General features: G+C 30.7%; 14 protein-coding genes, 1 tRNA gene and 1 rRNA gene. 13 read left to right on the forward strand and 3 right to left on the reverse strand.

From position 1 onward, the window contains the following. Positions 1–26: 26 nt before the first annotated feature. Positions 27–102: transfer RNA gene (locus tag NPA09_RS00285), tRNA-Lys, on the reverse strand. 73 nt (positions 103–175) lie between these two features. Between NPA09_RS00285 and NPA09_RS00290 the strand changes: the two genes are divergently transcribed. Genes NPA09_RS00290 through NPA09_RS00310 form a run of 5 tightly spaced genes read left to right on the forward strand, consistent with a single transcriptional unit; the run spans position 176 to position 5,074 of the window. Then, positions 176–1,024 carry a pseudouridine synthase gene (locus tag NPA09_RS00290; protein WP_129722549.1) on the forward strand — a complete coding sequence of 283 codons (849 nt, stop codon included), beginning with the start codon at positions 176–178 and terminating at the stop codon, positions 1,022–1,024. Further along, the gene (locus NPA09_RS00295; RefSeq protein ID WP_129722546.1) at positions 1,017–1,313 is read left to right on the forward strand and encodes an Asp-tRNA(Asn)/Glu-tRNA(Gln) amidotransferase subunit GatC; all 297 of its coding nucleotides are present in this window, start codon (positions 1,017–1,019) and stop codon (positions 1,311–1,313) included. The genes NPA09_RS00290 and NPA09_RS00295 overlap by 8 nt, the downstream gene beginning before the upstream one ends. Further along, the gene (locus NPA09_RS00300; RefSeq protein ID WP_129722543.1) at positions 1,313–2,623 is read left to right on the forward strand and encodes an amidase family protein; all 1,311 of its coding nucleotides are present in this window, start codon (positions 1,313–1,315) and stop codon (positions 2,621–2,623) included. The genes NPA09_RS00295 and NPA09_RS00300 overlap by 1 nt, the downstream gene beginning before the upstream one ends. After that, positions 2,620–4,029 (forward strand): Asp-tRNA(Asn)/Glu-tRNA(Gln) amidotransferase subunit GatB, encoded by a 1,410-nt coding sequence (gatB, locus tag NPA09_RS00305; protein WP_129722540.1) that lies wholly within the window; start codon positions 2,620–2,622, stop codon positions 4,027–4,029. The genes NPA09_RS00300 and gatB overlap by 4 nt, the downstream gene beginning before the upstream one ends. Then, the gene (locus NPA09_RS00310; RefSeq protein WP_129722537.1) at positions 4,022–5,074 is read left to right on the forward strand and encodes a YihY/virulence factor BrkB family protein; all 1,053 of its coding nucleotides are present in this window, start codon (positions 4,022–4,024) and stop codon (positions 5,072–5,074) included. Before gatB ends, NPA09_RS00310 begins: the two co-directional genes overlap by 8 nt. Positions 5,075–5,094: 20 nt before the next feature. On the opposite strand, the gene NPA09_RS00315 is transcribed toward NPA09_RS00310, so the two are convergent. Continuing rightward, positions 5,095–5,616, reverse strand: coding sequence for an adenine phosphoribosyltransferase (locus NPA09_RS00315; protein ID WP_129722534.1), 522 nt, complete (start codon positions 5,614–5,616; stop codon positions 5,095–5,097). Between the two features lie 108 nt (positions 5,617–5,724). Here NPA09_RS00315 and NPA09_RS00320 point away from each other — a divergent pair, with 108 nt between their 5' ends. Then, positions 5,725–6,444: a type III pantothenate kinase gene (locus NPA09_RS00320; protein ID WP_129722532.1), complete on the forward strand. Its 720-nt coding sequence runs from the start codon at positions 5,725–5,727 to the stop codon at positions 6,442–6,444. Between the two features lie 26 nt (positions 6,445–6,470). Here NPA09_RS00320 and NPA09_RS00325 read toward each other — a convergent pair whose 3' ends face one another. Further along, entirely contained in the window at positions 6,471–6,755 is a 285-nt protein-coding gene (locus NPA09_RS00325; protein ID WP_129722529.1) for a putative quinol monooxygenase, read from the reverse strand. Between the two features lie 48 nt (positions 6,756–6,803). Here NPA09_RS00325 and NPA09_RS00330 point away from each other — a divergent pair, with 48 nt between their 5' ends. From NPA09_RS00330 to NPA09_RS00360, 7 genes are all read left to right on the forward strand, one after another. After that, positions 6,804–7,601 (forward strand): energy-coupling factor transporter ATPase, encoded by a 798-nt coding sequence (locus NPA09_RS00330; protein ID WP_129722526.1) that lies wholly within the window; start codon positions 6,804–6,806, stop codon positions 7,599–7,601. Continuing rightward, positions 7,592–8,557 carry an ATP-binding cassette domain-containing protein gene (locus NPA09_RS00335; RefSeq protein ID WP_129722523.1) on the forward strand — a complete coding sequence of 322 codons (966 nt, stop codon included), beginning with the start codon at positions 7,592–7,594 and terminating at the stop codon, positions 8,555–8,557. Before NPA09_RS00330 ends, NPA09_RS00335 begins: the two co-directional genes overlap by 10 nt. Then, positions 8,547–9,470, forward strand: coding sequence for an energy-coupling factor transporter transmembrane component T family protein (locus NPA09_RS00340; RefSeq protein ID WP_129722520.1), 924 nt, complete (start codon positions 8,547–8,549; stop codon positions 9,468–9,470). The genes NPA09_RS00335 and NPA09_RS00340 overlap by 11 nt, the downstream gene beginning before the upstream one ends. 61 nt (positions 9,471–9,531) lie before the next feature. Next, positions 9,532–9,753 (forward strand): hypothetical protein, encoded by a 222-nt coding sequence (locus tag NPA09_RS00345; RefSeq protein WP_129722517.1) that lies wholly within the window; start codon positions 9,532–9,534, stop codon positions 9,751–9,753. A gap of 74 nt (positions 9,754–9,827) precedes the next feature. Then, positions 9,828–9,933: ribosomal RNA gene (gene rrf, locus NPA09_RS00350) — 5S ribosomal RNA — on the forward strand. 38 nt (positions 9,934–9,971) lie between these two features. After that, positions 9,972–10,841, forward strand: a complete 870-nt coding sequence (gene whiA / locus NPA09_RS00355; RefSeq protein WP_129722514.1) for a DNA-binding protein WhiA — start codon at positions 9,972–9,974, stop codon at positions 10,839–10,841. Next, entirely contained in the window at positions 10,834–11,598 is a 765-nt protein-coding gene (locus NPA09_RS00360) for an MAG0110 family membrane protein (protein ID WP_129722511.1), read from the forward strand. Before whiA ends, NPA09_RS00360 begins: the two co-directional genes overlap by 8 nt. The last annotated feature ends 11 nt before the right edge of the window (positions 11,599–11,609 follow it).

Raw genomic sequence — 11,609 nt, forward strand, 5'->3', positions numbered from 1 at the left:
CTTCCTTTCTGGTCAAATTAATGATATGGTACACCCTACAGGGTTCGAACCTGTGACCCATGGATTAAGAGTCCACTGCTCTACCGGCTGAGCTAAGGGTGCATATTGATAATTTAATCTGTGAATAATTATATCTTATAGAATACTATCTAATATTATTTATTATAATTAGCACATGACAAAAATTATAGCATCAAACAATGATAATGGAAGGACAATTTTCAAATTTATTAGCAAATATTTTACAAATTTGCCCCCCAGTTTAATTTATAAAACCTTAAGAAATAAAGATATTAAGGTTAATGGTAAAAGAGTTAGTGACCCTAGAGTGAAAATTAATACTGACGATGTTGTTGAGATTTATCTTAATGAAAACGTAAGTTTTGATAACTACAACAATTTTAAAATTAGAATCGATGTTGTGTATGAAGACAACAACATTTTAATTATTAATAAACCAAAGAATTTAGCAGTGCACGGACAAGGTAATAGTCTTGATGATGCGGTTAAAACATATTTGCATTATAATCAGGAAGACTCGTTTGCACCAAGTCATGTTGGTCGTCTCGATAAGGAAACAACTGGTTTGATTATGTATGCGAAAAACTATAAAACACTTGTAGTACTTAATGAAGAAGTGCATCATATTGATAAAATTTACACCTTTAAGTCAGAGAAAACTTATTATAAAAAGACATATGTTTTAGGAATGATCAAAGATGAAAAGCAGCAAAAAATGATTGTTTCTAATCACCCAGAAGCACAAGAAGCAAAAACAGTTCTTTGAAGCGAAAAAGACAAAAATTTTGCTCAAATTATTACTGGTAAAAAACATCAAATTCGAGTGCTTATGTCACATCTAAAAGATCCGATTTTAGGTGATCGAAAATATGGTGGTAAAATGCGTTCGCGTTTATACTTGCACTGCCATATACTAAAGTTTAATTTAGAAAATTTAAGTTTAAAATATTTAAATGACAAGAGGATAATTTCTAATCCTGAATGGTGAGGTAAAAATGACTAAAATAGATGCTAAAACATTAAAAGCGATCGCCAGCGATCTTTTAATTGATGTTGATGATGATGTTGTGGAAAGTATTATCAAAGAGTTCGCAGGAATTAAAGCTCATTTCGATCTTATCAAGTCGATGAATGTCGAAAATGTCGAGCCAATGTTTTTGGTTGATGAGTCGCCCATTTTATTGATGAGAGAAGATGTAGAAACTGATAATTATTTGAGTAAAGAAACAATCTTAAAAAATGCAAACCGCAAAAATAAAGACTATGTAGTTGTTAAAAAGGTGGTTAAATAATGTTAGTAAAAGGTGATATTAAAAAGGCTTTGAAAGAGCTAAAAAATGACAACAACAACGCAGTTATGGCAGTTTTAAATTATAAAAATTCACACAAGGGAATTTTGGAAAATACCATTTTTACAATCAAAGACGTGTTTGCAACAGATTTTGAAAAAACTCAAGCATCGAGCAAAATTTTGGAAAATTTTGAACCAGGGTATACAGCCGATTGTGTTCGTTTATTGATTGAAGCAGGCGCAACTCCAGTCGCTAAAGTGCACAATGATGAACTAGCACTTGGTGGAACTGGTACCTTTAGTGCTTTTGGTATTGTTAAAAACCCATTAGATTCTACTCGTTATGTAGGGGGCTCTTCGTGTGGAAGTGCTGCAACACTAACAAAGAATATTGGTTTTGCATTAGGTAGTGATACAGGCGATAGTGTTAGATTACCTGCTTCATTTGTTGGTAAAGTTGGTTATAAACCATCATATGGAGCCGTGTCAAGATACGGGATGTTTCCTTATGCTTCAAGCCTTGACACTGTGTCATATTTTGCTCACGATGTAAGTGATATAGCAACCATTTCAAAAGTGCTTTTCAAGGTAACGGGAAACGATATGACAAATCGTGTTGTTAAGGTAGATAAAGTTAAATTATTAAAGCCCAAAAAGATTGCAGTTTTAGATTTTCGCAGTCATCTTGTTCCATACGTAAAAGACGCATTAAATGATTTAACAAGAAAACTAAAATATCAACAAATTTCACTGGATTTTGTTGAATTTGATACAAATATTGCAAACTCAATTAAAGCAGTTTATGACATTATTTCTTATTCAGAGGCAAGTAGTAATTTAGCTAATTTAAATGGAATAGCTTTTGGTAATCGAAAAGAACAAAATGAGTGACAAGATACATATAAACAAACACGTAAATCCGGGTTTGGTAAAATGGTGCAAAGACGTCTTACGCTTGGCTCATTATTTTTAAAAGAAGAAAACCAAAAAGATTTATTTTTACGTGCAGCTAAAGTTAGACGAATTTATAAAGATTATATGAATAAATATTTAGAAAATTATGATTTAGTTATTTATCCCGCTTCAAATGGAATCGCACCAAAATTTGACAGTGAGAAATTAGTGACATTTGTTGACTGGATTTTAACAGGCGCAAATTTAATTGGTAATCCTTCGCTTACAATACCCTTTGGCAAACATAATAACTTACCTTTTAGTTTGGCAATTGATAGTAAATTATATAATGATGAGAAACTACTTAGTTATGCACTTTTTATAGAAAAAGTTATTAATTTTGAAGGAGGTAAATAATGCAATTCGAAACTATTATTGGAATTGAAATTCACCTCGAGTTAAATACAAAAACTAAAATGTTTTCTGGTGCACTCATTGATTTCAATGCCGATCCAAACACTAAGGTAACTCCTATTGATATCGCTTACCCAGGTACCTTACCATTATTAAATAAAGAAGCAGTTGTATCTGGTATTAAACTAGCCAAGGCATTAAAAATGGAAATAGACCATTTACTTCGTTTTGATCGTAAAAATTACTTTTACCCAGATTTGCCCAAAGGTTTTCAAATTACACAACAATTTCACCCCATCGGTAAAAATGGGGCATTAAAAATTAATGTTAATGGTAAAGAACATCTTGTTGAAATTGAAAGAATTCATCTTGAAGAAGATACGGCGCGCCAACACCATTATGAAGAAGATACATTTATCGATTATAACCGTGCCGGAATTCCGTTAATCGAAATTGTTACAAGACCAGTAATTCATAGTGCGGATGTGGCAGCTAAGTATGTTGAAACAATTCGGCAAATTGCGCTTTCGCAAAATATTTCTGATGCCAGAATGGAACAAGGTTCGCTTCGTGCAGATGTTAATTTATCACTTCGTCCTTTAGGTAGTCAACTTTTTGGAACAAAAGTAGAAATTAAAAATATTAATACGATTTCTAACATTAAAAAAGCAATTGAAAATGAAATAGCAATTCAAACTAAAAAGTTGCTTGGAAATATAAAGATTGAACAAGAAACAAAAAGATTTGATGAAGCAACTCAAACTAATATTTCTATGCGTAAAAAAACAGGAGCAATTGATTATAAATATTTCCGTGAACCAAATATTCCAAGCATTAAGCTAGAAAACAAATTTGTTGATGGTATTAAATTAGCGGAATTACCTTGAGAAAAAGAAGATAGATATCGTAAACATAACATTAATGATATTTACTTAACACGTTTATTAAATGACTATAAGTTAGCAGATTTTTTTGATGGAATTGAATATAACGACCTTGATAAAAAGTCGAAAATTTTATTTAATGAATTTGTAGCGTACGCAAATTCGGTCAATAAACACGTAACAGAAATTGGGATAAATCAAGAAAAAATAAAGGAATGTCTTGAATTTATCGATAAAGGTGTAATTTCAGGGAAACAACTTAAAACCCTTGTTCCCTTACTTGTTAATGCTAGCAAAACCGTTTTTGATTTAATTAAAGAAAACGATTTAATGCAGTTGTCTGATGAAAAAGAATTAACAAAAATTATTGATTCTATTATTACTCCAGAATTAAAAATACAATACAAAGAAAATCCTGAACGGGTAATTCGTCAAATTAGCGGGCAGTTAATGAAAATTACCAAAGCCAAAGCAAACCCTGTTGTTTCTAATAAAATAATAATAGGGAGACTTAGTGATGATTAGTTTAAGTTTGTTAAAAAGAAATGAAAAATTAAGACTTAAGGAGGAACAAAGAGAAATTCTTCGTTCAAGTTTTAGTGATAAAATTTCTTTTCCCAAACCTAAACACAAAACCTTACTCGAAACAGTTATTAAATTTTTTATTAAAGTTATTTTGTTAGTTTCGATTCCTAAGAAGCGTAAACTTAACAAAAATAAAAACAAAGAATTAATTAATACAACTTATTCCCAAATATCTTCAAAAGAATTTAAATTTATCCCAAGCTCAACTTCGTTTCATTTTTTAGTGGCGTTTGTACCAATTATTTCAATGGTGTTCGGATTGCTTTATTTGACAAATACTGATCTAGCTGAAAGTTTTAAGGAAAATGTTTTAGGAAGAATTATTCCTGGAATTGAAAAAACTATTGAAGGCACAAGCTTTATTGGTAACAAGATTTCGAATATTAGTGCCTTTGCCATTATTTTTGCCTCTTCATTATTTTTAGGGTCCAGCGGTTTCTCAAATCTTATTTTTACTCAGAATTATATTTATAAACACAAGAATATGGGTAATATTATTACCAATCGTTTTAAAGGAATTTTGATTGTTGGAAGTATCACGATTTTCATCTATTTATCCGCACTTACTTATCTAATAACAATTAAGTTGTTTCATCTAGGCAAAAACTTATCATCCTTTAAGCTTGTGTGGTCGTATATTTTCCTAAGTTTTTGGGTTATAGGTACATTGTTCTTGGGAATTCTTTTACTTTTTAAAATGTCGCCAACATTTAAACTCAAGTGAAAACAAATCATCCCTGGAGTTATTATTGCGTCTGTGCCAATGATTTTATTTACTATTATTTTCGGATTTATTTCATCATTATTTGATTATGGAAAGTATGGAATAATTGGAACATTGTTATATCTTAGCGTTTTTATTTATGTACTCACATACTTTATGTATCTAGGAATGATTGCTAACGCTTCATATTTAAGAACTTACTTTACTATTAGGACACAAAGCAAGTTTGATTGAACTAGAATTTTTAGAAAAGTTAAATAAAAAACCACAAGCGTGGTTTTTTAATATTTAAGAATCGTTTGAACTTCAACCCCCTCGTTTTCAAGAAGTTCACGACCTTTTAAAGCAACAAGTTCCATTAGTAAAATAACTTTTTTAACAATTGCTCCTTGATTTCTTAAAAGTTTAATAATTGCTTTGGTGGTTCCGCCTGTAGCAAGTACATCATCGACAATAACAACGGTTTGACCTTTTTTAATAAAGTCTTTTTGTAGCTCTAATTTATTTGTTCCATATTCAAGTTCATAGTCTACACCAACAACTTCACCAGGTAATTTATTTGGTTTACGAACCATAACAAATGGTTTTCCAAGTTTGTAAGCAACTGGTGTGCCAAATAAAAAACCTCTAGCATCTGGTCCAACAATTACATCAGCATCTTGTGCTCAAACTGCCATTTTGTCAATTGTTGTTTTTAAGGCTTCGCCATTAGCTAATAGTGGCGAGATATCTTTAAAAAGGATTCCTTTTTTTGGAAAGTCTTTGATATCTCTAATGTATTTTCCTAAGTTCGTTTCGCTCATAACTAGATAATTATATAGAAATAATTTTTTATTGTTTAATATAAAAAAATACAATAAAAGTTACTTGGATAAGATGTAAAATTAATCTAATAAAAATGAGGATTAAATATGAAAAAGTTATATGTTGATTTAGGGAATACCTACTTAAAAATTTTTAATAAAACAAGTGAAATTTCATTATTAGAGCGTTACCTTGTTAAAGAAGAAGATACAAGCAAAGATCTTTTTGAAAGAATTTTAAAACATACAAGTTTGAAATTAAACTATGTAATTTATTTGATTAATGTTAACTTTAAGCACCAAGAATTAACCAAATTGCTAGCAAGTAAATTTGTTGTTAAAGTACCCGTTCAAGAAGATACTCTTTATGTTCAAGGTACAAATGATAAGGCAGGAGCAGATATTATTGCCTCAATCAAAGCGCTAGACACTAAAAACTTTAAACCAAGCATAATTGTAAGTATGGGTACATTTGTAACAATTACTTATGTTGACAAATACGAAAATAATATGTTTGGTGTAAGTAAAATACTAATTATTCCAGGCCTATTTCGTACTCTAATGTTAGCGAACAATTTATTACAAAATTCAGTAACAAACGTTGAAATTATAAAGAATATTGTTAAAAAAGTGTATTCACTAAATACACTTAACGCGGTTGTTTTTGGTACTGTCCAGCTATTTAAATCTGGAGTATTAGGAATGCTTGAAAAATACAAAAAAACACATCAAATTTTCATTACAGGCGGGGACGCATGATTATTTGAGGCTATAAGCTGAGTGAGTGTTGACCCTTTTATTTTAATTAAAGGTTTGGATAAACTTTAATAAAAAATCTTGCGCTGGCAAGATTTTTATTTAATAATTTCATTAACTGTAATTTCTAGTTCGCCATCTACTAACACATCTTTAAGTGCTTCGATTCCTTCAAGAAATGCTGTTTCTTTAACATGGCTATTAATTGCTTCTTGTGATTTTCAAATTTCAATAAACGCAAAGGTATTTTCATCGATTTTGATAAGGTTGTAACTTTTGTTTCCGTCTTCTTTTCGAGAGCTGATAACAAGGCCATCAGCAATCCTTAAAAAGTCTCTGACGCGGTCGCTTTTAACGACGGCTTTGGCGTAGATAAATTTCATTTTATTCCTTCTCTAAATTGTTAAATCTTATATATAATATTTTACATAATGATTACTGTAAAAAACCTAAAATTTAAATATTCACAAAATTCAGAATATGCTTTAAACGATGTTAGCTTTCACATTCCAGAAGGAAAATATGTTGCCATTATGGGACATAATGGTAGTGGTAAAAGTACACTTTCAAGATGTTTGGTTGGGCTTTTCAAACCTGAATCCGGAACTATTACCCTTGATGGTATAACGATTTCAAAAGAAACTTTATCCGAAATAAGACAAAAAATTGGAATCGTTTTTCAAAACCCTGATAACCAATTTATTGGTGCCAGCGTTGAAGACGACATTGCTTTTGGTTTGGAAAATAAACAAATTTCACGCGAAGAAATGCGTGAAACAATTTTACGTTTAGTTAAAAAGGTTGATATGGAATCATATTTGCAATACGAGCCCCAAAACCTTTCTGGGGGACAAAAACAACGTGTTGCTATTGCTAGTGTTCTAGCTTTAGATCCTAAAATAGTAATTTTTGATGAAGTAACATCGATGTTAGATCCAAAAGGAAAAAAAGAAGTTTTAGCCTTAATTAAAGATATTCAAACTAAAGAAAATAAGACATTAATTTCGATTACACACGATATGGAAGAAGCCATTAAAGCAGATTATTGCTTGGTTTTCTCGCATGGAAAATTAATTGCTAGTGGTCATCCAGTTGATATTCTTAAAAACAAAGCTGTTGTTGAAGAAGCGAAAATTGATTCACCTTTTATTTATCGTTTATCTTCACAAATTGAAGGCATTGATCCTACTTATAAAGAGGAAGAATTGATTGAGGCACTATGCAAATAAAAGTTAATAAGCTAACTAAGATTTTTAATAAAAAATCACTTCTCGAACACACGGCAGTTCAAGATGCATCTTTTAGTGTAAAACAAGGTGAATATATTGGAATTATTGGTCCTACCGGAAGCGGGAAGACTACTTTTGTTGAACATCTCAATGCACTTTCAACGCCTGATAAAGGAATTATTGAGTGAAGATTTAATGCTCAAGGCAAGTTTTCAAAACGCAAGGCTAAAAAATACGATATTAAAGATTGAAGAAATCGTCACGAAGAGTATTGATATGTTGAAAACATTGTTTTTGATGCTGCTAAAAATAGAAGATTCAAGAAAATTAAACAAATTAGAAAGAGAGTCGGAGTTGTGTTTCAATTTGCGGAATATCAACTTTTCGAAGAAACAGTTTTAAAAGACGTGGCCTTTGGAGCTCGTGCTTTTGGTGCTAGCAAAGAAGAGGCAAATGCTAAGGCTAAGACCTATCTAGAAATGGTCGGGATGCCGGAAGAGTTTTGAAATCGTAGTCCGTTTGGGCTTAGTGGTGGTCAAAAACGTCGTGTTGCACTAGCGGGAATTTTAGCAATCGAACCTGAGGTATTGATTTTCGACGAACCAACCGCAGGATTGGATCCGGCCGGAGTTATTGATATTTTAAATATTTTTGACAAATTGAACCAAAAAGGTAAAACAATTATTATGATTACCCACGACCTAGATAATATTCTTGAACACACAAAACGTACCGTAATGTTTAATAAGGGTAAAATCGTTTATGATGGTGATACTTATGAATTACTTAAAGATACCAAATTCTTGTATGAGAACAATATGCAGCCACCACGTATTCTTGAGTTTGTTAGCAAGCTAGAAGCGCGCGGCCTAAAAGTGCCACGCGTAGTCGACGAAAAAGAATTAATCGATTTTTTAAATACACATATGGCGAAAAGGGGCGGACATGAAAAGTAGTTTCGGACGTTACATTCCAGGTAATTCGTTAGTTCATGGCATGAACCCAATGTTAAAAATTGTACTTAACATTGTTTATATTGTTTTAGCATTTTTAACACAAAACTTTTTTGTTTTCGGAATTTTATTAATTCCGCTTGTGGCAATGAACATCATTTCAACCAAAAAAGTTTTGCCACTTTTGAAAATGTGAATTACTCCAATTTTTATTGGTTTAATTGTTTTATTTATTAATTTTTACTTAATGCATTACAAACCATCAGATCAAACAACAAAAACTCTAGAGTATTATGAACGTTTTAGTGGTGGTCTTTATGCAAACGCTACTGTTCATAAGCATGTTTGACACGAAGGAACTTTTACGTTTTCAACATTCGCAGTGCTTAAAACTATTTCAATCATTATTAGAATTTACATCATGATTTTAGCAACGACAATTTTAACTAATACAACAAAACCAATTATGTTAACTGTTGCGCTTGAAAAATTAATGTTCCCACTTAAGATATTTTTTATTCCAACCCAAATTATTTCGATGATTATTTCAATTGCCTTACGTTTTATTCCAACCTTACTTGATGAAACTTTAAGAATTATGAAAGCACAAGCATCACGGGGAGTTGATTTTAAACACGGTAAATTTAAAGAAAAAGCAAAATCAATGATTACACTTGTTATTCCTTTATTTGTGACAAGTTTTACTAAAGCGGAAGACTTGGCGAATGCAATGGAAACAAGGGGTTATAATCCTTATCAAAAACGGACAAGATACAGAAAAATGACTTACTTGTGACAAGATTATTTAGTATCATTTATCTTAATTGGTTTAATGGTGCTAGTAATTTGCTCATACGCAAAAGTAAATGTTATTCCTTATCCAACCTGATGATTGTACGGATTTGCAGGTTTTTAGTAGCCGAGCTGGCTACTTTTTATTTAACATATTTATATAAATAATATATAATAGAAAAATTATGAGAAAAGAAGTCAGATTAAAAAATAAAATTCGTGCTTTAAAAAGAAAAATAAAATTAAGAAAAGAAGCGCTTCGCGATCAAAGAAGAGCAGCTAAAAATCCTGCTGCATCTCCTGTAAAAGCACAAAAAGAAACAAAAACAGTTGCTCCTGTAAAAGCTAAAAAAGAAACTAAACCTACTGTTAAAAAAGCAGCAACTACTAAAAAAACAACAAAATAATGATCTGATTTGGGCGATGCCCAAATTTTTTATAAAAAAAATAATAATTTTTGAAAAAAGTGTGTATACTATTAATCAGTGGCTATAGCAAAGAGGTCCACCTGATACCATTCCGAACTCAGTAGTTAAGCTCTTTTACGCCGAAGATACCGGAAACGGGAAAATAGGGAGCCGCTTTTTTTTATGCCTTTTTTTGCTTTATTGCATATAATTCAATTATGACTTTTGCGCACAAAATTAAAAATGAAATAATGAGTAAAGATCTTGCTTTACCACAACTTAAATCATTAATTAATGGAATGATTATTTCTTCCTCAAAACAGGACGAAAATTTTTTTTATGTGCTTTTCAATAATAAAAAGGTTCGTACCTTTTTTATTGAAAGTCTCAAGTTTTTGGAAATTGACTATGCTGTAATTCTTAATAAAAAACAAGTTATTATCCCGAATGAAGATTATGAGTTCAAAATTGATTTTAGCGACAAGACAGCTTTTTTTGCTGGAATGTTTTTGGGTGCGGGTTCAATTAATAAAATTGACTCAACATATTACCATTTACAACTAAGCACGTACAAAGAATGGGTAGCACAAGAAGTTGCTAAGATTCTTAATGCTTACGAAAATTTTGATTTTAAAGTAACCAAACAAGGTAATAAATATATTTTGTATATCAAAAAAATTGATGCAATCTGTGATTTTTTGCGAGCAATTGCCACGCCAATTGCTTATTTAGAACTTGAAAATATTAAAATTCAAAGAGACTTTCAAAATAACTTAAATCGCCAAGGGAATATTGATATTGTTAACATTAACAAAACTCTCAAAGCAAATGAAGAGTTTATCGAAATGTTTAATTTTATTAAAAAAAATAAACTAACAAAATATTTTAGTGATGATCAATTAGCGTATTTTAAGTTGCGTTTTAAAAATAGTGAATGACCACTTAGTGCTTTTGTCGAGCACTTAAATAAGAGTAATATTACCATTACTAAAAGCGGACTTAATCATTGGAATAAAAAACTAAAATCTTTGTATAATCAATTAAAAATGTATAATAATGACAGTTTTCGAAAGGAGAAAAATGTTTAAAAATATTAACACTCAAAACAAAGCTGAGTATGACGAGTTTTTAACAGAAACGCAAACAAAAACCAAATCAAGAAGCATTCTTAGTGGTGCTTTACTTTGGGTTGCGCTCGGTTTAATTTTTCTTGCCTTATTTACTTATCTTGAAGCAAAAACAATGTTCTTTGCTAATATGGTAGAAAATAATACGCAAACAGTTGTAATTGTTGGTATCATTGCAATTATTTTCATTTTGATTGGTAACTTTACAGTTTACTTTATGCCTTGGTGATTAGTTTTAATTTACTATATAACGTTCACTATGGTTGAAGGAATTTATATTGGTTATATACTTCTTTATGCTTTTCAAGATTTTACCACAGCTGAGTTTACATTACTTTTAGCGATCCCTGGTGGAGCTGTTTTAATTATGGGGTTATTAGGATACTTCAATGTAATTAATTTTGGAAAGATTTGACCTCTAATTCTTGGACTATTTATTGCAATTTTAGTGTTTGGAATTATTTCGTATTTTGTATCAAATCATCTTTACTTTGCAATGTATGCGTCAATTGGATTTTTAGCATATTCATTAATGATTGGTTTCCAAGTTTGAAAAATTAAACGCATGGATGAAGATTATATCGGTGCTGCCTCGTTATCATTTGGTGATTATATGAAAACAACCTTGATTATTGGAACATCGCTTTTAGTTTCAATTCTTGAATTAATTCGTTATACATTTATCTTAATTAAACTTGCTAAAGTTTTTAAAAATTAAAAAACGGCCAA

Origin of the sequence: Mycoplasmopsis equigenitalium (assembly GCF_024498255.1) — a bacterium.
In the GTDB taxonomy this organism is placed as follows: Bacteria; Bacillota_I; Bacilli_A; order Mycoplasmatales; family Metamycoplasmataceae; genus Mycoplasma_H; species Mycoplasma_H equigenitalium.